25 protein-coding genes are annotated in these 21,924 nt (G+C 65.5%); 16 read left to right on the forward strand and 9 right to left on the reverse strand.

All coding sequences use genetic code 11. The annotated features are described in order from the left end of the window. Positions 1-442: 442 nt before the first annotated feature. The 4 genes from BOO71_RS05225 to BOO71_RS05240 all read left to right on the forward strand — a co-directional run bounded on the left by BOO71_RS05225 (position 443) and on the right by BOO71_RS05240 (position 3,246). The gene (locus BOO71_RS05225) at positions 443-715 is read left to right on the forward strand and encodes an FmdB family zinc ribbon protein (protein ID WP_075830907.1); all 273 of its coding nucleotides are present in this window, start codon (positions 443-445) and stop codon (positions 713-715) included. Continuing rightward, the gene (locus tag BOO71_RS05230) at positions 712-1,824 is read left to right on the forward strand and encodes a S1C family serine protease (protein ID WP_075830908.1); all 1,113 of its coding nucleotides are present in this window, start codon (positions 712-714) and stop codon (positions 1,822-1,824) included. The genes BOO71_RS05225 and BOO71_RS05230 overlap by 4 nt, the downstream gene beginning before the upstream one ends. A 167-nt stretch (positions 1,825-1,991) precedes the next feature. After that, positions 1,992-2,906, forward strand: coding sequence for an SPFH domain-containing protein (locus tag BOO71_RS05235; protein WP_083653032.1), 915 nt, complete (start codon positions 1,992-1,994; stop codon positions 2,904-2,906). Between the two features lie 154 nt (positions 2,907-3,060). Continuing rightward, complete coding sequence (locus tag BOO71_RS05240) at positions 3,061-3,246, forward strand: hypothetical protein (RefSeq protein ID WP_075830909.1); 186 nt, start codon at positions 3,061-3,063, stop codon at positions 3,244-3,246. A 139-nt stretch (positions 3,247-3,385) separates the two neighbouring features. Here the strand turns inward: BOO71_RS05240 and BOO71_RS05245 are convergent, their stop codons facing one another. Continuing rightward, the gene (locus BOO71_RS05245) at positions 3,386-4,159 is read right to left on the reverse strand and encodes an SDR family NAD(P)-dependent oxidoreductase (protein ID WP_075830910.1); all 774 of its coding nucleotides are present in this window, start codon (positions 4,157-4,159) and stop codon (positions 3,386-3,388) included. A 73-nt stretch (positions 4,160-4,232) separates the two neighbouring features. Here BOO71_RS05245 and BOO71_RS05250 point away from each other — a divergent pair, with 73 nt between their 5' ends. After that, a complete protein-coding gene (locus tag BOO71_RS05250) occupies positions 4,233-5,570 on the forward strand; it encodes a S8 family serine peptidase (protein WP_254843034.1) in 1,338 nt (445 codons plus the stop codon). 88 nt (positions 5,571-5,658) lie between these two features. Continuing rightward, the gene (locus tag BOO71_RS27645; RefSeq protein WP_175607371.1) at positions 5,659-5,829 is read left to right on the forward strand and encodes a hypothetical protein; all 171 of its coding nucleotides are present in this window, start codon (positions 5,659-5,661) and stop codon (positions 5,827-5,829) included. An 18-nt stretch (positions 5,830-5,847) separates the two neighbouring features. On the opposite strand, the gene BOO71_RS05255 is transcribed toward BOO71_RS27645, so the two are convergent. From BOO71_RS05255 to BOO71_RS05265, 3 genes are read right to left on the reverse strand one after another with little or no spacing between them, the layout of a single operon-like run. Beyond that, a complete protein-coding gene (locus tag BOO71_RS05255) occupies positions 5,848-6,693 on the reverse strand; it encodes a hypothetical protein (protein WP_075830911.1) in 846 nt (281 codons plus the stop codon). Between the two features lie 4 nt (positions 6,694-6,697). Further along, positions 6,698-7,321, reverse strand: coding sequence for a deoxynucleoside kinase (locus BOO71_RS05260; protein WP_075830912.1), 624 nt, complete (start codon positions 7,319-7,321; stop codon positions 6,698-6,700). Positions 7,322-7,361: 40 nt separating this feature from the next. Beyond that, entirely contained in the window at positions 7,362-7,973 is a 612-nt protein-coding gene (locus BOO71_RS05265; protein WP_075830913.1) for a deoxynucleoside kinase, read from the reverse strand. A 109-nt stretch (positions 7,974-8,082) separates the two neighbouring features. Between BOO71_RS05265 and BOO71_RS05270 the strand changes: the two genes are divergently transcribed. Then, complete coding sequence (locus BOO71_RS05270; protein ID WP_075830914.1) at positions 8,083-8,373, forward strand: hypothetical protein; 291 nt, start codon at positions 8,083-8,085, stop codon at positions 8,371-8,373. 302 nt (positions 8,374-8,675) lie between these two features. Here BOO71_RS05270 and BOO71_RS05275 read toward each other — a convergent pair whose 3' ends face one another. After that, positions 8,676-9,347, reverse strand: coding sequence for a TetR/AcrR family transcriptional regulator (locus BOO71_RS05275; RefSeq protein ID WP_075830915.1), 672 nt, complete (start codon positions 9,345-9,347; stop codon positions 8,676-8,678). A 292-nt stretch (positions 9,348-9,639) separates the two neighbouring features. Here BOO71_RS05275 and hpf point away from each other — a divergent pair, with 292 nt between their 5' ends. From hpf to BOO71_RS05290, 3 genes are all read left to right on the forward strand, one after another. Next, the gene (hpf, locus tag BOO71_RS05280) at positions 9,640-10,206 is read left to right on the forward strand and encodes a ribosome hibernation-promoting factor, HPF/YfiA family (RefSeq protein WP_075830916.1); all 567 of its coding nucleotides are present in this window, start codon (positions 9,640-9,642) and stop codon (positions 10,204-10,206) included. A 124-nt stretch (positions 10,207-10,330) separates the two neighbouring features. Next, the gene (locus tag BOO71_RS05285) at positions 10,331-11,419 is read left to right on the forward strand and encodes a butyrate kinase (RefSeq protein ID WP_075830966.1); all 1,089 of its coding nucleotides are present in this window, start codon (positions 10,331-10,333) and stop codon (positions 11,417-11,419) included. 5 nt (positions 11,420-11,424) lie between these two features. After that, a complete protein-coding gene (locus tag BOO71_RS05290) occupies positions 11,425-11,817 on the forward strand; it encodes a hypothetical protein (protein ID WP_075830917.1) in 393 nt (130 codons plus the stop codon). A 10-nt stretch (positions 11,818-11,827) separates the two neighbouring features. On the opposite strand, the gene BOO71_RS05295 is transcribed toward BOO71_RS05290, so the two are convergent. Then, positions 11,828-12,436, reverse strand: a complete 609-nt coding sequence (locus BOO71_RS05295) for a GNAT family N-acetyltransferase (RefSeq protein ID WP_075830918.1) — start codon at positions 12,434-12,436, stop codon at positions 11,828-11,830. Positions 12,437-12,497: 61 nt separating this feature from the next. Between BOO71_RS05295 and map the strand changes: the two genes are divergently transcribed. Next, positions 12,498-13,241 carry a type I methionyl aminopeptidase gene (map, locus tag BOO71_RS05300; protein WP_075830919.1) on the forward strand — a complete coding sequence of 248 codons (744 nt, stop codon included), beginning with the start codon at positions 12,498-12,500 and terminating at the stop codon, positions 13,239-13,241. Positions 13,242-13,275: 34 nt separating this feature from the next. Here the strand turns inward: map and BOO71_RS05305 are convergent, their stop codons facing one another. Further along, positions 13,276-15,489 (reverse strand): MMPL family transporter, encoded by a 2,214-nt coding sequence (locus BOO71_RS05305; RefSeq protein WP_075830920.1) that lies wholly within the window; start codon positions 15,487-15,489, stop codon positions 13,276-13,278. 279 nt (positions 15,490-15,768) lie between these two features. On the opposite strand from BOO71_RS05305, the gene BOO71_RS05310 reads away from it, so the two are divergent. From BOO71_RS05310 to BOO71_RS05320, 3 genes are all read left to right on the forward strand, one after another. Further along, positions 15,769-16,974, forward strand: a complete 1,206-nt coding sequence (locus tag BOO71_RS05310) for a 23S rRNA (cytosine(2499)-C(5))-methyltransferase (RefSeq protein WP_075830921.1) — start codon at positions 15,769-15,771, stop codon at positions 16,972-16,974. 315 nt (positions 16,975-17,289) lie between these two features. Continuing rightward, positions 17,290-18,756, forward strand: coding sequence for a cysteine--tRNA ligase (gene cysS / locus BOO71_RS05315; protein WP_075830922.1), 1,467 nt, complete (start codon positions 17,290-17,292; stop codon positions 18,754-18,756). Between the two features lie 316 nt (positions 18,757-19,072). Further along, the gene (locus tag BOO71_RS05320; protein WP_075830923.1) at positions 19,073-19,657 is read left to right on the forward strand and encodes a YcjF family protein; all 585 of its coding nucleotides are present in this window, start codon (positions 19,073-19,075) and stop codon (positions 19,655-19,657) included. 67 nt (positions 19,658-19,724) lie between these two features. On the opposite strand, the gene BOO71_RS05325 is transcribed toward BOO71_RS05320, so the two are convergent. Beyond that, complete coding sequence (locus BOO71_RS05325; protein ID WP_075830924.1) at positions 19,725-20,120, reverse strand: hypothetical protein; 396 nt, start codon at positions 20,118-20,120, stop codon at positions 19,725-19,727. A 36-nt stretch (positions 20,121-20,156) separates the two neighbouring features. On the opposite strand from BOO71_RS05325, the gene BOO71_RS05330 reads away from it, so the two are divergent. Beyond that, complete coding sequence (locus tag BOO71_RS05330; RefSeq protein WP_075830925.1) at positions 20,157-20,720, forward strand: DUF402 domain-containing protein; 564 nt, start codon at positions 20,157-20,159, stop codon at positions 20,718-20,720. Between the two features lie 47 nt (positions 20,721-20,767). Next, a complete protein-coding gene (locus BOO71_RS05335) occupies positions 20,768-21,280 on the forward strand; it encodes a PaaI family thioesterase (protein ID WP_075830926.1) in 513 nt (170 codons plus the stop codon). A 114-nt stretch (positions 21,281-21,394) separates the two neighbouring features. Here the strand turns inward: BOO71_RS05335 and BOO71_RS05340 are convergent, their stop codons facing one another. Next, the gene (locus BOO71_RS05340; protein ID WP_075830967.1) at positions 21,395-21,850 is read right to left on the reverse strand and encodes a response regulator; all 456 of its coding nucleotides are present in this window, start codon (positions 21,848-21,850) and stop codon (positions 21,395-21,397) included. Positions 21,851-21,924: the final 74 nt, after the last annotated feature.

The raw sequence follows: 21,924 nt of genomic DNA on the forward strand, positions 1-21,924 counted from the left end.
GCTGGGGTTTATCGCTGGACTTCCCGCACCTCTTCTGACGGAGACGCGGCGGGTAGGTGTCGCCCACACCTGGAGGCATCCGCAGAAAACTCGCTGACCTCCACCTCGTTTCCCACCCAGACTGTGCGGGTGGGCCTTGCGCTGCCCTGTTGGTGCAAAGTCCCCCGGCATGAGAAGGGTTTGCCGCCAGATCATAACACCCACCCGCTGCCTCTGCTGAGCAAGTTGCTCAGATGACGCTGGGGGGGGTGGGCGTCGGGGGTAAGCCAGACGGCAGTGAGACAGCCGCCCGTTTGTCCCCGGCTGTGCTTGCTAGGCTGTGTCTGTAAGTCTGTGCCTGCTGTCAACCTGGGCCTGCTAGCCTGTGCGCGCAGGAGCAACGCCCCCCGCGCAATCCTGATCCCCCGATCTCGCCCACCTCTGCCCCAAGGAACCTCTGCCCATGCCCACCTACCTGTACAAGAACATCGACACCGGAGAAATCTACGAGTTGCGCCAGAGCATGCGCGACGACGCCTACACCGCGCATCCCGACAGCGGCGTGCCGGTCAAGCGCGTGCTGGCGCGGCCCAGCATCGCCTTTAAAGGCAGCGGCTTTTACGCCAACGACTCGCGCCCCCGCGAGAAGTCCGAGGGCGGTGGCAGCGAGAGCAAGCCTGCGCCCAAGGCCGAGAGCGGCGGCAAGAGCGAAAGCAAGGGCGGCGGCGAGGGGTGAACGCCGCGCGCGTTCTGGGAGCGGCGCTGCTGCTGAGCGCGGCGGTGGCGGGCGCGTATGTCTCGGGCCGGGTCAGTGCCCAGCGCGCCCTGGTCACGCCGGATGAGATCAACACCGTGGAGGTCACGCAGAACGCCCTGCAAGCGGTGGTGCGGATCGACAACCGCCTTCAGCGCGATCAGTTGCAGCCCGGCGATGATCCCATCGAGACCGGCACCGGCTTTTTCTACAAGAAAGACCTGATCGTGACCAATTACCACGTCATCGAGTTTCAGGACTCGCTGAGCGTCACGCTGTACAACGGGCGCAAGGTCTCGGCCAAGATCGAGGGCGTCGATCCGGGCATCGACATCGCCATTCTGCGTGTGACCGGCGTGACTGCGCCCAAAACCCTGGGCTTCGGCAGCAGCGCCCGCCTGATTCCGGGGCAGAAGCTGACCGCGATGGGCACGCCCCTCAAGATTCCCAACTTTGTCAGCACCGGCATCTTCAGCGTGATGGCCAGCGCGGACAATGTGCCGCGCAACGACAATCTGGGCGGCGAGATCGGCGAGTACCTGATGACCACTGCCAGCATCCAGCAGGGCAACAGCGGCGGCCCGATCCTGGATTCGCGCGGGCTGGTGGTGGGCGTGGCCGACGCCAACGCCGCGCCCAACAATCTGGTTCCCGGCGTGATCGGCATTGCCATTCCCGGCGACATCGTCAAGCAGAGTCTGGACGATCTGGAAAAGATCGGGGTTCCGCAGCGCGGCACGCTGGGGGCCACGCTGGTCAATCTGGACACCCTGCCCCCGGCCCTGCGCCAGCTCGCGGGCCTGTCCAGTTCCGAGGGTGCACTGGTCATGGACGTACCTGCCGGAAGCGCCGCCGCCCGCGCGGGCCTGCGCGGCAGCCTGCGCAACAGCAGCGATCAGTTGCTGGCCCCGCTGGGCGACATCATCGTGGCGGTGGACGGCGTGCGCGTGACCAATTCCTTTGACGTGACCCGGCTGGTGGCCGCCAAACGCCCCGGCCAGACCGTCAACCTGCGCGTGTGGCGCAACAAGAAGAGTGTGGACGTGAAGGTCACGCTGCTCAAGCGGACGCTGCAACAGACCGGACGCTAGAGATGGAAACAGGGGAGACGGGGTGCTGAATGGCCCCGTCTTTTCTGCCGTTTCTGGCCGCAGGAAAGCTGCCCGTGTTGCCCTGGCCTGCGCGCTCAGGTTGACCGGGAACTTTCCATCCTCACCCTCGTATCAGAGTGATATCACCCTGAGAGGAGGGAGCTGAGATGAGCGAACTGAATAAAGTGCCCGAAGTTGTTGGACCGGAAGGTGGAATCTCCACACGCAATGGCGTGGCGAGCGTGGAACGTGCCGCTTTCGGCTTGCCGGGCGTGCCGATCTTTCTGCTGTGGCTGGTGCTGGTGGCGGCGGCAGTGTGGCTGCTGGTGGCTGGGCAGTTCCTGCTGGGTGTGGGGCTGGGCGTGCTGCTCTTGTTCGCGGTTATCGGGTTTTTCATCGTGCAGCCCAACCAGGCCAAGGTGCTGACCCTGTTCGGGCGCTACGTGGGCACCGAGCGGCGCAACGGCATGTACTGGACCAATCCGCTGACGATCCGCAAGAACGTGTCGCTGCGAATCCGCAACTTCAATTCCGAGCGCCTGAAGGTCAACGATCTGTCGGGCAACCCCATTGAGATCGCCGCCGTGATCGTGTGGCGTGTGGTGGATTCGGCGCGGGCCACCTTCGATGTCGAGGATTACGTCGAATTCGTCGCCATCCAGTCCGAGACCGCCCTGCGTCATCTGGCCTCGCAGTACCCCTACGACAACTACGAGGAAAGCGGTAAGAGTCTGCGCGGCAACGCCGACGAGGTGGCCGAGGCGCTGGGCCGCGAACTGGCCGCCCGCCTGCGACACGCCGGGGTTGAGGTGCTGGAAGCCCGCCTGTCGCATCTGGCCTACTCGCCGGAAATTGCCGGGGCCATGCTCCAGCGCCAGCAGGCCAGCGCCATCATCGCCGCCAGGGCGCAGATCGTGCAGGGCGCGGTGGGCATGGTGCAGATGGCCCTGCGTGAGCTGGCCGAACAGAACATCGTGGAACTGGACGAGGAACGCAAGGCCCAGATGGTCAGCAACCTGCTGGTGGTCCTGACCAGCGAGCGCGGCACGCAGCCCATCGTGAACGCCGGAAGCCTCTACTAGAGCATTTGTCAAAAGAGTCGTTCACTTTTGACCGAACGGAGTGAGTGAATTCCGCTAAGCATTTGGGAGAATGGAAGCGTCAGGAGTCTCTTTTCCTGATGCTGTAATTCGGACAAATGCTCTAGCGCGCCCCATCTGGCAACAGGAGGCACGCATGGCAAGGAAGAACTACCCACTGCGGATCAGCCCCGAACTGTACGCGGCGCTGGAACGCTGGGCCGCCGATGACCTGCGAAGCGTCAATGCCCAGATCGAATATCTGCTGACCCAGGCGGCGCGGGAGGCGGGGCGGCTGAAGGCGGCGGCGGAACGGGACGAGAAGCTAGAATCTCAGGACTGAAGAAATCCAATATTGACCCCTCCCACTCTGGAGGGGCTTTTTGATGCTTCTTCTGCTGGGGCGGCTGCTTTTCCCCTGTGCGTGAGAAAACCGCAGACTCAGGAAGCGCCGGGGATTCGTGGTGAACGTGATGTTGCGCTCAGCGGCTCCCGTACCGCCGCGCAATTACCACCCGCCGCACGATGCGGTCTGCCAGTCCCGGCAGCAGGCTGTCCAGCAGTGACACGGCGCGGTAAATCCCCGGCACGGTCACTTCCCGGCGCGGACGCTCCAGCACCCCGGCCACGGCGCGGGCCACCACTTCCGGCCCCGGCATGGGCATGCGGGCGCGAGCGGTCATCTCGCTTTTCACGAAACCGGGAGAGATTAGGCTGACGTCCACGCCGCTGCCCAGCAGCTCTCGCCGCAGCCCCAGCGAAAACCCGCGAATGCCGAATTTGCTGGCGCTGTACATGCCGTTGGTGGCCGCCCGCCCCGCCACCGAGCCGATATTGACGATGTGCCCGCTGCCCCGCGAACGCATTTCTGGCAGCACCAGCCGCACCAGTTCGATGGGCGCTTCCAGATTCACTCGCACCACGCGCAGCGGATCGGGATCGTCCCACCACCAGCCCTGCTCTACCGTGACCCCGGCATTGTTGATCAGCACGTCGATGCGCCCGAAGTGCGTGTGCGCGGCGTCAATCAGGGCCTGCCGGGAAGCGGCGTCGGTCACGTCGGTAGGCACGGCGATCACGCGCGAGCTGCGGGGATCGAGTTCGCGGGCCAGCGCGACCAGTTGATCCTCGCGGCGGGCCGCCAGCACCAGCGTGTGCCCACGCGCCGCCAGCTCGCGTGCCGTCGCCAGCCCGATACCGCTAGACGCACCAGTGAGAACCACCACGCGGCGCTCAGAAGGGGATTTTGGAGTCATGGACCGGATGCTAGCGCCCGCATTGGAATCAGCGCCTCAGCCGGGCATCAGGCACAGGCGGCAGACTGTGCGAGTGAAGCTGTCCCTTCTGACGTTGCCGCTGCTGTGCGCCGCCCTGCTGAGTGTGGGGGGGCAGGCTGCCACACCGGGCAACATTCCCGCGCTGCCGCCGGGGCAGACGTTACCCGTGCCCAAGCCTCCGGCCCCGAAACCTCCAGTCGTCAAGCCGCTCCCAGTCCAGATGCCACCGGCCCAAACACCACCAATCCAGCCGCCTCTGGAAATCGCGCCCGCAACTCCGCTCCGTCCGCAGACCGCGCCTCCGCTGGTGCCATTGCCTGTCGTGCCTCCATCCATCCTCACACCACCCAAACCCGTTGCAGTTCCGCCCGCTGCCTACCGGCCTGCTGACCCCCTGTTCACCCGGCAGTGGGACATGACCACGATTGGCATGCCGCAGGCGTGGGCACTGCTGCCAGAAATTGTGAAAAAGGGTGGTGTCTCGCAAACACCTCCGGTCACGGTGGCTGTGCTGGACACGGGGTTCGTCAACTCGCCGGAACTGGCCGGGCGCGTGGTGAACGGCTACGACTTCGTGCATGACCCCGTGCGGTCCGGGGACGGCGACGGACGCGATACAGACGCCTCCGGGGTGGGCCAGTTGGCTTACCATGGCGAGGTGGTGGCCAACATCATCGCCGCCGCGCACGACGGGCGGGGGATGGCAGGCATCAACCCCACGGCGCGCATCGTGCAGGTGCGCGTGGCGGGCACCGACGGCCTGATCGATCCGCAGGACCTGGCCGATGGGCTGCTCTGGGCGGCGGGCCTTGCGGTGCCAGGGGTGCCTGCCAATCCCAACCCAGCAAAAGTGCTGAACCTGAGCCTGTTCGCGGACTTCATTCCGCTGACCGGCTGCGACGCGCGCATCCAGAACGCGGTCAGTGCCGTGAATGCAAAGGGCGCGCTGATCGTGGTGGGGGCGGCCAACGATGGTGCGGATGCCTCCGGCTACTCGCCTGCGGGCTGCCGCAACGTGCTGACCGTCACCAGCGCCACGCAACAGGGCACGCGCCCCGATTACGCCAACTGGGGCCGCAGTGTCGCCATCGCCGCGCCGGGGGGCGAGACGGGCCACGGCGTTCCCGTCAGCAGCCTGAGTGGGCCGGGGGGCGAACGCAGCCCGAACGGCACCAGCATGGCCGCCCCACATGTGGCCGGAGTCGCCAGCCTGCTGCTGAGTGCGCGCCCTCGCCTGACGCCCACGCAACTGCGCGCCCTGCTGACCCGCACGGCCACCCCGTTTCCCGGCGGGCGCTGTGACCCGGCCCCAGCCCGCACCTGTGGCAGCGGCACGCTGAATGCGGCGGCGGCGGTGCGGGAAGCGCTGGCTTCCAGCCTGGGCAAATGAGCGGGTGGTGCCCGCGCCCCCGACAGTTTGCCCGACAACCCATGTCCCGCGTCCTGAACGCTAGGATGGAGGGTATGAGGTTTCAAGCATGAACGCTCCCGTCTGGCGCGTCTGGCTGGTCACGGCGCTGGTGTGTGGCTGGGGCATCCTGACCATTCGTTTCGTGACCACGAGCAACTGGCCGCTGGCGATTGTCAGTCTGGTGCTGGCCGTCTTCAACGCCTATACGCTGTACCAGTTGACCCGCAAGGGGAAATAGCCAGCGGGCCACTCTGAATCAGAGGGCGGAAATCAGATGGTGGCGGCTCAGCCGATTGCCCCGCTGACGGGCCGCGCGTTTCAAATCGTCCACTGACAGCACCACGCGCGGCGAGTACCAGACCTGTGACGCCTTCTGAAAGGCCCAGCCGCCGCCCAGCGTGACGGCGGCGTGCTGCACCAGACCGTCCGAACTGCGCCACAGCAGAAGCGTTCCGGGTTGATCGTCTTTGCCGCCGGGACGGGTGCGTTCCTGTAAAAACGCCTCGAACGGCTCGCGCTGCATCCATTCGCTTTCAGCGCCAGCCACGCCCGCCGCGCCCATCACCGCGCCGAAGCAATTTGCGCCGCTGTGGGAGGCGAAAGTTCCGGCCAGTTCACGCACACGGGGCAGGCGGGTAGAGGCGGCCTCCCAGACACTCTCCGACACCTGTGCCTTCTGACAGGGCGGATTGCCAGCGCTGACGACACGTTCCAGCACGGCGTCAGTCAGGAGTTCAGGCGTCCAGAGAAATCGGGCCTGTGGTAAGTCGGGCAGCAGATCGGCAAAATCGCGGCGGCGTGGGAGATTGCCCCGGTTGTGCCGGACCTGAAGCGTCAGCAACCCGCGCTGGAGCCTCGGCCCGAGGTTGTACCATTCCTCCAGTGTCAGCCACGCCACCCGGTCCGCTTCTGCCGCAATGCCCCAGACGGCGTTGGTGTCGCGCTTCTCGGGGGTCAGTTTCGCCTCCGCGCGTGGGATGGTGGGGAGGTCGAATGCTTCAGCCTCCGCCGCAGTCAAAAAGAAGGGCTGACGCGCGGGTGCAAGCCAGCCTCTCCAGAGGGTCTGCAATTCGTCCGGGACGGGGACATTCAGAACCCGCACGGCTTCAGCGCAGCAGCGGCAGGCCGAAGCCGTGCGCCTGAATGCGATCGCAGACGTGCCCAAAGGCACCCGGATCGGCCACGAAGTCCAGCTCATCCCCCGGCACTCGCAGCACCGGGCAGGCGTCGAACTCCGCGATCCAGGCGTCGTACAGTCGGTTCAGACCCGCCAGATAGGCGTCGGGAATGTCCTGTTCGTAACTGCGTCCGCGCAGGGCAATCCGGCGGCGCAGGGTGGGCAGGCCCGCGTCGATGTGAATCAGCAGGTCCGGCACGCGCAGGGCGGGCAAAATCCCCTCGTACAGCCCGCAGTAGGTGGCCCAGTCGCGCGCCTCCATCTGGCCGCTCTCGAACAGGTTGCGGGCAAAGATGTTGGCGTCCTCGAACACGGTGCGGTCCTGAATGACGTAGCGCGCCCCCGTGACCAGATTCAGGTGCTGCTCCAGCCGCCGCGACAGAAAGTAGATCTGCGAGTGGAACGAGTAACGCCGCATATCGCGGTAGAAATCTTCCAGATACGGGTTGTCGGCGTAGGGTTCGTAGACGGGCCGCAACCCATACCGCTCGGAAAGCATGCGCGTCAGCGTGCTTTTCCCGCTGCCGATGTTGCCGGAAACGGCGAGATACATCAGCGCTTCCCCTGTGCCAGAAATATCAGGGTCCGGCGCATCAGTCCGCCGCCTGCCCAGCCGTCAGCGCCTCGTGGACGCGGGCCAGGATCAGTTCCTCGTGTTCAGCGTTGCCCACGAAGTCGATGTCCCCGGCCTGCACAGTCAGCAGCGGGTGGTCATAGGTGCGGAAATACTCGTCGTAGCGGGCGGTCAGCTCGGCCAGATAGCCCGCCTGCATGTCCTGCTCGAAGGGGCGGCCCCGGCGGGCAATGCGGCGCAGCAATTCATCCGTATCGGCGCGCAGGTAGACCACCAGATCGGGGGTGGGCAATCTGGGCGACAGGTGCGAGTACAGGTCCTCGTACAGCGCGAATTCGGCGTCCTTAAGGTTCATGGCGGCGAAGATGAAATCCTTGGCGAACAGGTAATCGCTGACCACGTTGCCGCTGAACAGCCCCGGCTGGGCCAGCGCCGAGAGCTGCTTGAAGCGCGACAGCAAGAAGAAGACCTGCACCTGAAAAGCGTAGGCGTCCGGCTGCTCGTAAAAGCGGGCCAGGAAGGGATTTTCCTCCACCACCTCCAGATTCAGTTCCGCGCCGTAGCGTGCCGAGAGCCGCCGGGACAGACTCGTTTTTCCCACCCCGATGGGACCTTCAATCACCAAGTACATAAACAGGAGGGAGCATAGCGCGCTCTGCCGGACGGGAAGGGGCAGGGCGGGGCTTGACTTGACCGGACTTGACCGGGTGCGGGCCGTGCCGGGCGATTAAACTGCGGTCATGTCCCGCAAACCCGCCCGCCTTTCCTTCGAGCTGGCCCTGCAACTGCGCCTGCTGTCGCTGGCGGGGGCGCTGCTGATCTTCACGCTGCTGTGGGCCGGGTTCATCTATCCCAGCCTGATCACCCTGCCCGCCCTGCTGGTCACGCCCGCCCTTTTTCTGCTGCTGGCCGCCGTCGTCAGTCCGCAGTTCGTGGAAACCCGCCCTTGGCTCAGAACCTATCTGCTGCTCAGCGTGGGCCTGAGCGTGGTGTGCTGGGTGTTCATTCTGGTGTGGTTCTCGCGGACGTAGAGTAGAGCTACAGGCAGTCGGTGCGCTGTTCCAGTCAGGAGCGTCCCAGGGCTAGCGCAAAGTCAGGTTTTACGGTAGCTCCCACGATTTAACCCCTCTGCTCCGCAGCTTTGCAAGTCCGCCCCTACGGGGCACCTTCCCTCAGAAGGGAGGCAAGGAGATTGCTGCGTGGCACGATGAATTGTACCTCTTGGCTCCCCTTGAGGGGAGCTGGCTGCGAAGCAGACTGAGGGGTTTGCCTTCCAGCGTGACGCACTCCCAGCCCCTTCACGCTGACTTTGCGGTAGCCCTGAGAAGCGTTCTCAGTCCCGCCCGCCCTCGATCACCGCGCCCGGTACCAGTGCGCCGTACATCAGCAGGCTGAAACGGTCCTGCCAGTCACGCAGCACCTCGCGCTGATCGCGGTGGCCGCCGTGCAGCAGGGCCAACAGGCAGGCGTCCACCAGCAGGGCGCTGAGACCAGCGATATTCACGTCCGGGCGCAGGCGGCCCTGGGCCTGCATGGCCAGCAGCACGGGTTCCACCAGCGCGCCCAGCGTCAGCGCCGTCTTGAGTCCGTCGGCGGGGGCCAGCCGGGCCGGAAAGGACAGCGGAGATTTCGGCTGTTCGTCGCCCGGCCCAGGCCCCGCGCCCAGCACCGCCTGCCCCACCGCGCCCACCAGATGGCGGTAACGCACCCCCAGATCGGCCATGCGGGCCATCACCTTGTCCCAGACCTGTTGCGGATTGGCCCCGGCGTGCAGGCGTTCCAGCGCGTCGTCGCGGCTGGCCTGCACGGCCTTGTCGAAGTGGGCCAGCAGCATGTGGATCTTGCTGGGAAAGTAGCGGTACAGGTTGGTGCGGCTCACGAAGGCCGCGCGGGCGATGTCCTGGGCGCTGGTGGCCTCCAGACCGCTGCGGGCGAACAGCTCGAAGGCGGCGCGGGCGATGCGGTCACGCCGGGCCTCGTCCTGCTCCTGCCGATCCACCTTCATGGGGGCATGATACCGCGCCGGGTGGCTCCAGAATGGTCTGCTCAGCCGCCCTGCTGCGGGTGAGATCTTAACCGTGCTGGGGTATTTCCCTTTTCCTGCCCCGCCCGCTGTTTTCCAGCTCAGCTTTCCATCGCAGCTTTCTGGCCCGGCCCACTGTCGCCCTCCACCATACCCCCAGCGTGGGTGTAGGCGCTATGAAGACTTCGCCGGACAACACCGGGCGGAGCGGGCTACAGTGAGGAGGACCGGAAGGCCACTTTTCACCCTTCCGGGCAAAGGATGGGTGAAAGCTGTGCATATCTACAAACTGTCTGGCCGGAACGTCGACGTCACGGACGCCATGCGCGACTACGTCGAGGAAAAGCTCACGCGACTGGACCGCTACAGCGAATCCATCACCGACGCGCGGGTCACGCTGACAGTACGGGATGTCCGGGACTCCACGCGCCGCAACCGTGTGGAGGTGCAGCTCAACGTTCCCCACGGCATCATCCGCGCCGAGGAACACCACGCCGACATGTACGCCGCCATCGACAAGGCCAGCGACGTGCTGGAGCGTCAGCTCCGCAAATTCAAGACCCGCTACATGAAGGCCAGGCACGAGGCTGCGCCGACGCCCGCCCCCGGTCCCGCCGAGGCGGACGTGAACGCCGGGATGGACGATGTGGGCGAATTCAAACCCGAGATCGTGCGCCAGAAGCGTTTCGATCTGCGCCCCATGAGCGCCGAGGACGCCGTGGTGCAGATGGAAGCGCTGGGACACGACTTCTACGTGTTTGCCAATATGACTTCTGGCCTGACCGGCGTGGTCTACCGCCGCAAGGACGGGCATTACGGGCTGATCGAACCGAGCAACTGAAGCTGCTGAGCCACTAAGCTGTCGGAATTGAACACCAAAGATGAGGTCCGGGCCGCCGCCTGGGCCTCACCTCTAGCTCATGATTGGGACACCCTGGGCCGGGCCTCTGCTACTCTGCGGCGTTGTGATCGTCTACGTGATCAATCCAGGAACCAGCGGGATCAAACTCGCCTGCGCCAGCATCGATCCGAGTCTGAATTCGGCGCTGCCGGGGCAGTTGCGGTTGGCGCTGACCCGTGCCGAGTTGACGCTGGACACTCCGCCCACGGCGGCGGACCTGCCAATGCTGTCGGCAGAGATTCAGAAGCTGACGGCTGACTGGCCCGCCCCGGACGCCATCGTCGGGCGCGGCGGATTGATCGGGCGAGTGGCGGCGGGCACCTACCGCGTCACGCCGGAGATGGCCGAATTTGCCGTGCAGGGCGAGGGCGCGCATTATCCGCCGAATCTGGGCGGCCCACTGGCCCTGGCGCTGGCCGGGGAATACGGCGTGCCCGCCTTCGTGGTGGACCCCCAGAGCGTGGACGAACTGCTGCCCGAGGCGCGTGAAACCGGAGTGAAGGGCCTGCGCCGTCACGCCCAGTTTCACGCCCTGAATGTGCGCGTGGTGGCCCGCCGCGCCGCCTACGACGTGGGCAAGCGCTTGCAGGACGCCCGCATCGTGGTGGCGCATCTGGGGGCCACCACCAGCGTCACCGCCTTCGAGAAGGGCCGCGCGGTGGACACCACCGGGACGGGCACGGACGGCGGCCCGCTGGGCGCGGTGCAGAGTGGCCCGCTGCCCGCCCGCATGCTGCTGAAACTGGTCCGCGAGGAGGGCGAGGCGGCAGCGCTGCGCCATCTGTCCGGCGCAGGCGGCTTCCTGTCGCTGGCGGGCAGTTCCAACCTCAAGGATCTGGAGGCCCGGATGGTCAGCGATCCCGCCGTGCAGGCCGCCGCCGCCGCCTTCGTGCATCAGGTGTGCAAGGCGCTGGGCGAGCAGACGGGCGCACTGACAGGCCGCCCGGACGCGCTGGTGATCACGGGCGGCATTGCCCGCTGGGACGAACTGGTGGACCGCATCGAGCGCCGGGTGGCCTGGATCGCCCCGGTGCTGGTCATTCCCGGCGAACTGGAAGTGGAGGCCCTGGCCGAGGGCGCGGGCCGCGTATTGCTGGGTCTGGACGCGGCCCGCGAATGGCGGCATCCCCAGGCCGTGGCCCCGGAGCTTTGAGCGTCATGGCCCGCCGCCGCGCCGCCCGGTCTGCTTCTGGCCGTTCCGCCGCCGCCGAGCCGATCCGGGCCACCAGCATGTGGCGCGTGGATCAGGTGTTCCTGGCGCGCAAGGGGATGCGGGTGGAGGTCACGTCCTCGCTGGTCAACGATCACGGCGGCCTGCGAAACCTGAGCGTCACCGCGCCCACCGACGATCCGCACGAGGCGGTGCGCCACGCCGCGCGTTTTATCGCTGGCAAGGGCAACGTTAGTGGCGCGCGGCAGGCCCGCGTGCGCTGGACCCGTGAGCAGGCCACCACCGAGCAGGACGCCCTGATCCGGGACCGCCTGCTGGAAGACGAATTCCTGGACGAGTTCGAGGAAACGCTGGCGGCGGTGCGCGACCAGCAGCGGTAAAAGTGGAACGCTACAGCTTCAGCCCCAGCAGCAGAGAACCGCTGGCCTCCCGCGCCAGTTGCTGAAAACCCAGATGGCGGTAAAAGCCGATGGCGCGCGTGTTGCTGCCGCCCACGCCCAGATGCACACCGGGCGAACCCGCTTCCCCTAGAGCCATAAAGAGCCGGTCCAGCATGCGCCGCCCATTGCCGCCGCCCTGTCCGCGTGGTAGCAGATCGATATGCAGGTGCGAGGGATAGGCATCCAGGATGCTCTGCGGGGCGGTGTTCGGGTGGTGAATCAGGCGGGCGAGGCGTTCGTCCGGGGTGCGCTGGGCGGCGGGAATGTCGGTTGTGTCGGCGTACTGGGCGCGCAGGTCCGGCCACCACTCGCGCTCCAGCGTCGCCTCAAAATCGCGCGTGTTCAGCGCGCCGATGACGTAGCCGCAGACGCCCGTTTCATCCTCCAGCACGAAGGCGAAGGCGGGGGCGTAAGCCAGATACGGTGCGGCGTAGATGTGGCCCACCAGCAGCGGATCGCGGTAGATGTGGGTGGCATCCGCGCCGCTGTCCGCCGTTTCCAGGCAGATGCGGTAGAGCGAACCCTGGTCACTGGGCCGGGCGTGGCGGATATCGAACATAGGGGTATTCAAACAGATTGAAGCGGTATATGCAGCAAATCCTGATGGCCTAAAATAAACCATGACCATTACCACCGAGGCCGAACTGGAAGGCATGAAACGTGCAGGAGTCGTGGTGGCCGAGACGCTCCGCACGCTCAAAGCCGCCATTGAACCAGGCGTGACCCCCGCTGAACTTGATGCCCTGGCTGGACAGGTCTTTAGGCAGTACGGGGCCAGCTCTGCCCCGCGCATGACCTACGACGCGCCAGTCAACGTCTTTATCAGCGTCAACGACGACATCGTTCACGGCCTGCCGACGCGGCGTCCGCTGGCCGCAGGCGACGTGGTCAGTATTGATGTCACGCCGTTTGTGGATGGGTACATTGCAGACGCTGCCGTCACTGTGGCGGTTCCCCCGGCTTCGCCTGTCGCCATGCGATTGATTGAATGCACCGAGGCTGCGCTTGAAGCGGCCCTGGCCGCCGCGAAGGCGGGCCATCCGGTCAACACCATCGGGCGGGCCGTGGAAACCGAGGTGAAACGCCGGGGCTTCACGGTGCTGCGGGAACTGTTCGGGCACGGGGTGGGCCGCGCCATCCACGAGGAACCCAACGTGCCGAACTATTACCGTCCGGCAGACCGGAAGAAGCTGCACGAGGGGCTAGTCATTGCCATAGAACCGATGGTGTCCACGGGCCGTTCCCACCGGGTCAAAACTTTGCGTGACGGCTGGACCCTCAGCACCACCGATGGCGGGCTGGCCGCGCATTTTGAACACACGGTCATGATCACTGGGGGCAAGCCGCTGATTCTGACGGCCTGAGCTTCTTCAGCTCTGGAAGAAGATTACCCCCCGCTCAATGCTCCAGCCGGATGCGCGGGAGCCGTTTGTCCAGCCATTCCGGCAGCCACCAGTTCCACTTTCCAGCCAGCTTGAGAAAGGCGGGAACCAGGATCAGGCGCACCAGGGTGGCGTCCAGGGCCACCGCCACCGCCAGGCCCAGGCCGATGCTCTTGGTGGCCACCACGCGCCCGAACATGAAGGCCACGAACACGATGAACATGATCACGGCGGCGCTGGTGATGATCCGCGCGGTGTGGCCTACGGCCAGCACCACGGCCTCGTCGTTGCTGGCCCCGTTCAGGTATTCCTCCTGCACGCGCGAGAGCAGAAAGATCTCGTAGTCCATGCTCAGGCCGAACATCACGGCAAACAGCAGCACGGGCAGGGAGGCGTCCAGCACCCCTACGTCGGCGGGAATGCCCAGCGGCGCGGCCAGAAAGCCGTCCTGCACGATCAGCGTGACCACCCCTACCGCCGCGCCCACCGTCAGGGCGTTCATCACGATGCTTTTCAGGGGAATCAGCAGGCTGCGGAAGGCCACCATCAGCAGCAGGAAAGTGCCGGTAAAGACCACGGCGATCACCCCCGGCAGCGTGCCGATGATTGCGCGGCTGAATTCCTCGCCGCCCACGGGTGCGCCGCCCAGCAGGTAGGCGTAACCGCTGGCGTCCAGAGACTGACGCACACGTTTTTCAAAGGCGGCGATATCCTGGGCGCGCAGGGTGTCGTCCGGCACCACGGTCACGCGCAACAGTTCGCGGTCTGCGCTGAAAGATCGCCGGGTTAGCAAGCTCAGCGCCTCCAGACCGCCCGTCCCTGCCCCAGCCAGATCGGCAGAGGTCAGAAAGGGGCTGATCACGGCCTTCACGTCTGGAAGGGCACGCAGATCGTTCACCACTTTCTGGAACCTGTCCCGGTCTGCTGGGGTGTATTTCTGCCCCTTCAAATCCAGAATCACTTCAAACTGGCTCAGGAGGCCGCCCGCACCCAGCTCACGCACGTCGGTCAGGGCGTCGCGGCTGGGGACGCCGGGGACCAGCCCCCACGCGCCCGCGTAGCCGGTTTTCAGGCCCAGGGCCGGAATCGCCAGCGTCAGCAGAAAGGCGGTGGTCAGCAGCACACCCAGCACCGGGCGGGCCGTCACGCGGCGGGCAAACGCGGTCCACGCCGCCGACGCCGCGCCACTCTGCGCCCAGGTCACTTTCAGCAGGCGTGGGCTGTTGACCCGTTCGCCCAGCAGCGCCAGCAACGCGGGCAGTGCGGTCAGACTCGCCAGCACCGTCAGAATTACCGCCAGCACGCCGCCGATGCCGATGCTGCGGACAAAGGCCACCGGGGGCAGGATCAGGCCCGCCATTGCGATGCTCACGGTCATGCCGCTGAAGGCCACGCTGCGGCCCGCCGTCATCACGGTGCGGGCGGCGGCTGTTCGGCTGTCCGGCTCACGCTTCAATTCTTCGCGGAAGCGGTTGACCATCAGCAGGGCGTAGTCGATGCCCGCGCCCAGGCCCAGCATGGTAATCACGCTCTGGGCGAAGGTGCTGACGGGCATCAGGAAGGTCAGGCCGTACAGGGCGGCCATCGCCACGGAGATGCTCAGCAGGCCCACCGCCAGCGGGAGTCCGGTGGCTACCAGCGCCCCGAACACCAGCAGCAGCAGCCCGCCGATCAGGGGCAGCGCCGTGAATTCGGAGCGCTTGGTGTCGGACTCGGCGAACTCGGTGAAGTCGTCGGCAATCGCCTGCCCGCCCGTCACGCGGATGCTCAGCGCCTCACTCTGGACGCCGCGCACGTACTGGCGCACCGCCGACAGCGCCTCGGTGCCGCCCTCCTGCAAGGGAATCTGGGCCACGGTCAGGGCCAGCACGCCGTCCGCCGCCCGCGTGGGGACCGGGCCGCCCGTGGTGGCCGGAACGACGCGCGACACGCCCGCTACCTTTTCCAGACCATCCACGAACGCCCCGTAAATCTTCTGCCCTTCTGGCGTATTCAGTGGTGGAGTGCTGCGCGTGACCAGAATGGCGGTGTTGGTGTCCCGCTCGCCAAAGCGTTCGCGCAGCATCGCGGAAACCGTGTTGGCCTCCGAGTTGGTCAGCCCCCCTGCCGGATCGGCATTCAACGCTGCCGGGGCGCGGGCGGCCAGCGGCAGGCTCAGTGCGGCGGCGATAATCCACACCGCCAGCACCGCCCAGGGGTGTCGGGACGCGAGACGGGCCAGGAATTGCACGGTTCCGACTGTAGCGGCTGCGGGGCGGGCTGTGGGTGGGCTGGGGTGCGGTGTGGAGGATGCTGGGAGGGTGGGTCCCAACTTAACCCCTCAGTCTGCTGCGCAGCCAGCTCCCCTCAAGGGGAGCCAAGGGGCTTGAATTATCGTCCAGTGCAGCAATCTCCTTGCCTTCCTTTTGAGGGGAGGTGGCCCGCAGGGCCGGAGGGGTTAGGCTGTGGGCCATCTCCAGAACGCAGAACTGGCTCTCCGCGCCGCCCCACCATCTGCTACCCTCCGCGAATGTCTGCTCCCGCTCCCGTTCTGCCCCGCCTGCGTCTGCGCGTGACCCTGGCGGCAGAAGGTTACGTGCGCGCCGGGCATCCCTGGGTCTACGAATCCAGCGTGCAAGAGCAGAACCGTGACGGCGAGGCCGGGGAACTGGCGGTGATCTATGACCGCCGGGACCGCTTTCTGGCGATTGGTCTGTATGACCCGTTTTCGCCCCTGCGCCTGCGCGTGCTGCACGCTGGTCCACCCGTCACGCTGGACGACGCGTGGTGGGCCGCCCATCTGGATCAGGCTTTGCAGAAGCGTGGGGCGCTGGCCGACGCCTCAGACACCGACGGCTACCGCGTCCTCAACGGCGAGTCCGATGGTTTTGGCGGTCTGGTGGTGGACCGTTACGCCCAGGTGTTGGTCCTTAAGATCTATACGGCGGCATGGTTCCCGCATCTGGACCGCATTCTGGGATTGCTCTCGGACCGCTTCCCCGACTCTGCAATGGTTCTGCGCCTCAGTCGCAATATTCAGAGCATCGCGGCAGAGGAGGGACTGTCTGACGGTCAGATCCTGACGGGCGATTTACCAGAAAATCCAGTCGTTTTCTACGAATCCGGTCTGGCCTTTGAAGCCGATGTGTTGCGTGGTCAGAAAACCGGATTCTTCCTGGATCAGCGCGAGAACCGGCAGCAGATAGAGGGGCTGGCGAAGGGCAGGCGGGTGCTGAACGCCTTCTCCTTTTCGGGCGGCTTCTCGCTGTACGCAGCACGGGGCGGCGCAACCGAAGTCGTCAGTCTGGATATCAGCGCCCACGCATTGGCCGGGGCCGAACATAACTTCGCCTTAAATCCGGGACTGATCACGCCGCATGAAACCATTCAGGCGGATGTCTTTGACTGGCTTGCCAGAACCCGCCGCACTTTTGATCTGGTCATTCTGGACCCCCCCTCACTGGCCCGCCGCGAAACCGAGCGGACCGGGGCCATTCGTGCCTACGGCAAACTGGCCGCTGACGGCATCGCCCGGCTGGCCCCCGGCGGCATTCTCCTCAGCGCCTCGTGTTCGGCCCACGTCAGCGCCGACGAATTCTGGGACGCTGTGCGCGGCGCGGCCCAAGCCAGCGGCAGAACATGGAAGGAACTGGGAACGGGCCGCCACGCCCCGGACCACCACGCGACGTTTGCCGAAGCCGAGTATCTGAAGGCGATTTATCTGGAGTTGGGGTAGAAGAAACCCCTCAGTCCGCTACGCGGCCAGCTCCCCTCAAAAGGGAGCCAAGAGTCGCAATTGATTGTGCCACGGCGGAATCTCCTTGCCTCCCTTCTAAGGGGAGGTGGCGCGGAGCGCCGGAGGGGTTAAACCGTGGGGGCAGACCAAAAACACAGCGTTCCGCCTCCCCATCGCATCTGCTACCATGTCCCCCATGAAGACCGTGTGTTGCCTCCGATTGCGGTAAAGCAGCGTTCCGTCTGCCGTCCGCGCCCCGACTTTGCTGTTGAGGCGCGGCTTTTTATTGCCTTTCCCACCCTCAAGGAGTTCTCTATGACTGCCCACGCCCAACCTGACCCCAACATCGTCCTGTACGACACCATGCAGCGCCAGAAGGTGCCGTTTACGCCCACCACGCCGGGGCATGTGGGCATGTACCTGTGCGGTCCCACTGTCTACAGTGACGCGCACCTGGGCCACGCCAGGAAGGAAGTGGCCTTTGACGTGATCCGCCGCGCCTTCATGCACTTCGGTTACGCGGTGCGCTACGTGGCGAATATCACCGACGTGGGCCACCTGCAAGACGACAGCGACGACGGCGAGGACAAAATCGCCAAACGCGCCGCGCTGGAACGCCTGGAGCCGATGGAGGTGGCCGACAAGTATTTCTGGTCCTTCATGGACGACATGGCCGCGCTGAACATCCTGCGCCCCAGCATCAACCCGCGCGCCACCGGGCATATCACCGAGCAGATTGCGCTGATTGAGGAGCTGATTGAACGCGGCCACGCCTACGAATCGGGCGGCAGCGTCTACTTTGACGTGCGGAGCTGGCCCGACTACGGCAAGCTGTCGGGCCGCAAGCTGGATGATCAGGAGGAGGGGACGCGCGAGGCGGTGCGCGGCGACAAGCACGACGCCCGCGACTTTGCGCTGTGGAAGAACGCCGAGGGCGGCCACCTGATGCGCTGGCCCTCGCCGTGGGGCATCGGTTTTCCCGGCTGGCACATTGAATGCAGCGCCATGAGCCTCAAGTATCTGGGCGAGGGCTTTGACATCCACGGCGGCGGCCTGGACCTGGAATTCCCCCACCACGAGGCCGAGATCGCGCAGGCCGAGGCGGCGGGCCACGCCTTCGCCCGCTACTGGATGCACAACAACATGCTGACCATCGGCGGCGAGAAGATGAGCAAGAGCAAGGGCAATTTCACCACCATTGCCGATGTGCTGTCGCGCCATGACCCGATGGTGGTGCGCTTTCTGCTGGTGTCCAGTCACTACCGCTCCATCACCGAATTCAGCGACGCTGCTTTTGAATCCGCGAAGAACGGCTACCGCCGCCTGAGCGAGAGCCTGCACGAGATAGAGCGCCGTCTGGGAGACGTACCGGACGGGGGAGACGCCGCGCTGGACCGCAAAATTGAGACACATGTTCAGGCGTTTGAAGCCGCTATGCGCGACGATTTCAACACTCCTAAAGCGGTGGCGGCGCTGTTCGGCCTGAGCGGCGACATGAACTCCGCGCTGGCGGCGGGCAGGGTTGGGCGGGCCACGCTTGAGCGGGCGCGGGACGCCTTCCACACGCTGGGCGGCGACGTGCTGGGCCTGTTCGCCGGGGGCAGCGCGGCGCAGGAGGACAACTCGGAAGTGGTCGGCACGCTGATGCAACTGGTGCTGAGAGCCAGGCAGAATTACCGCCTGAACAAGCAATACGCCGAATCTGATGAGCTGCGCGACACGCTGGCGCAGGTGGGAGTGACCGTCGAGGACACCAAGGACGGCCCCCGCTGGCGGCGCTGACCAGAGAAGGGAGATCAGGAGAGACAGGGCGTGATTCGCAAGCCTCTCCGCCAGTGTTCAGATTCATCTGTCAGGAAAATGTGAGGGTGCGGAACTAGGATTGATCCTGAGAGGTGCAACACACCCCTCGTCCTTCCCTCCCTTGGACACGTCACCCCCCCCGGCGTGTCCTAACTTTTTGCCTTGACGTGCCGACAGTCAGGCTGGCGCAGGCCCCGATGATGCAGGCCCTGGCGATGTGCAGACCCCAGCGAAGGTGAACGCCTGCCCACCTTTCGGCTCATGCGCGGCCCCCCTGCCGGAGTACACTCGCCCTATGTTGCCCCCGCTGGTCAAGCAGGTCCTCGACAACTTTAATTTCGACATCGATCCGGGGCTGAGCCGCGAAGAGAACGCCGATGAGGTCATCAAGAGCGCGGCGCTGCTGTCGGGCGCGGTGGCCATCGAGCCGATTCCCTTTGCCGATATTCTTGTGATTACCCCGGTGCAGGCCAAGATGGTGCTGCACATCGGCAAGATCTACGGCTTCGATATTTCGCCTGAGCGGGCGCTGGAGATCGTGCGCGAGCTGGGCGTGACCATCGCTTACGGCATGGCGGCGCGTCAGTTGATGCGCGGTCTGGCAAAACTGGCGCTGCCGGTCATCGGCGGCATTATCACCGCGCCCGCCGTGTACGGCTGGACCTTTGCGCTGGGCCGGGTGGCGCAGAGCTACTTCGAGCGCAAGCAACTGGGCCTGCCCGACAGCCGCAAGGAACAGGTCAAGGTGATCCAGGAGGCCAAGCAGCAGTCCCGCAAGGTGCTGCCCAACGCCCAGGATTTCACCGATCTGGCCAGCGAGCTGCGCCGACGCGCCGACGAGAAGAACAAGAGCCAGGGTGGCCCGAACGGAATGAATTGAGAATCGGGTTTAACAAAGCGGTGGGGCCTGACCTCCGCCGCCTTTTTCTATCCTGAACAGGCAGCACTCACTCCCTGGGCCAACTGAATACCCGTCCGTCCTTGAGGGTCAGTTTCACGGTGGCAGGCCCCTCTCCCGGATCGCGGATGACACAGCTCGCGGTTTCGGGCGGCGGATCGCCAATGCCGCTCTCGAAGCCGCTGACGCTCCGGCAGGGGCCGCTGGCGTCCTGCTGGCCGTCACCGATCACGTCGGCGGCGAGGGCCACCTGACGCACGTATTCCTCGAAACGCACCGGATCGGAGGCCATCAGGCGCTGCGCCTCGGCCAGCCGCGCTGCCTCGGCAGTCTGGCGCTGGCGTTCGGCCCCGGCCTCGCGGATGGCGGGAACGGCCCACAACGCCCCCAGCAACAGCACAACCAACACCAACGCGGGCCACAGGCGGCGAACAGAACGAAACACGCCTGTCATCCTAACGAAACCGCTACTCTTGGGGGCGTGAAGCGCAAAACCTTTGACCTCCGGCCCTGGGCGCGGGTCACGCAGTCCACCCAGACGGCGCTGGCCGTGCCGGGCTACGTGATCGTGGATTTCACGGCCCAGACCGTGATTCGCCCGCTGGAAGTGTCCAGATCAGGATCAACCCTCCGCCACCTGATCCTCGACGACGGCTACCGCTGGATTCGCTGTCATCCCACTGGCGCGGGCGAGGGGGTCATGGGCGCGGCCCTGACCGTCCAGATAAACGCGGCGGGCCAGCCCGTGCAGTTCTACGTGGATATCCACGGCGGTGAGGGCGTGTACGAGGACGGCCTGCCGTGGCACGATGACCTGTACCTGGACGTGGTGGGCGATCCCGATGAAACGGCGCGCTGGACTGTGGCCGCCACCGAAATCATCGACGCCGACGAACTGGAAGAGGCGGTAGAGGCCGGGCTGGTCACGCCGGACCTGGCCGCGCGGACCTGGGACCATGCCCGCCAGATCGAGGCGGAACTGCGGGCCGGAACATACGCGCCTGTGGGCGTGCTGCGGCGCTATGTGGAAGACCCGTATACTTGACCGCAGAACTTGAACCCGGTTCAAAATCCAATCCTCAGAGGTCTTCTATGCCCCAGCCCACAATCCCACAGCCCACGCTGCAAGCCCCCCTGCCCCCGCAAGCTGTCCAGGCGGTCAAGGCTGCCCTGCACAACATTCCCATGAACGCCACCGTGGGCGTGACCATCACCGATGTCGGCGTGGGCTGGGCCACCGGGGAATGCCCCGATACGCCCGCCTTTCAGAACCATCTGGGGACCATCCACGCCGGGGCGCAGTTCCTGCTGGCCGAGGCTGTCAGCGGAGCAGCGTTCGGTGGGGCCTTCGCCGCCCATTTTGCGAGCGCGGTGCCCCTGATCGAGCGGCTGGACACCCATTACGTGGGCCGGGCACGCGGCGGCCTGACGGCCAGAGCCGAGGCCCGCGCTGCGGAACTGCCCGCCGCCCTGGAAGCCTACAAGACAGAGGGCAAGGCGCGTCTGGTGATCGATGTCAGCGTCCGCGACGGCGACAACAAGGAAGTGATGCGGGCGGTGGCGCACTGGTATCTGCGTTCGATGGCGACATTGCGGAGCAAGTAAGACTGGTGTGTGCTGTCGGAATACGGAGAGGCCGACAGCTCTGAAATCCGTGCGAAACAGTAAAAAAGCCTCCCGATCTGGCGCAGAGGCTGGTCTTTCCTGGTTCCGCAGCTTCTAAAAACCCATGCGGCCCTGCATCACCTCTTCCAGGCTGGGCAGGCGCACCAGCCCGCGCCAGTAGGCCCGGATGGTTTCCAGCACATGCATGTATTCCTGGTAATTGCCCGGCTTGACCACGTACCCGCTGACCTGCCCCTCGTAGGCGCGGTGGATGTCGCTGGAATGCTCGGAGGTGGACAGCACCAGTACCGGGATGGATCGCACTTCGGGCAGGGACTTGACGCGCTCCAGAAACTCGTGACCGTTCATGATCGGCATGTTCAGGTCCAGCACGATCAGATGGGGCCGGGGGCCGGGGGCCGGCTCGCACAGGTAGTCGAGGGCTTCCTGGCCGTTCTGGACGTGATGCACCGTGATTTCCTGATCCTGCTCGGAAAGCATGTCCTGGAAGAGCAGGGCGTCGGCCAGCTCGTCCTCGACCAGCAGCAGATGAAAGGGTGGGGAACTCACCAAAACAGATTAATAATCGGGTGAGGGTCCAATCGTTATCCAGTTGACAATCCTGCGTCCCAGAAAGAAAAAAT

Source organism: Deinococcus marmoris, from assembly GCF_001949125.1.
Classification (GTDB): domain Bacteria; phylum Deinococcota; class Deinococci; order Deinococcales; family Deinococcaceae; genus Deinococcus; species Deinococcus marmoris_A.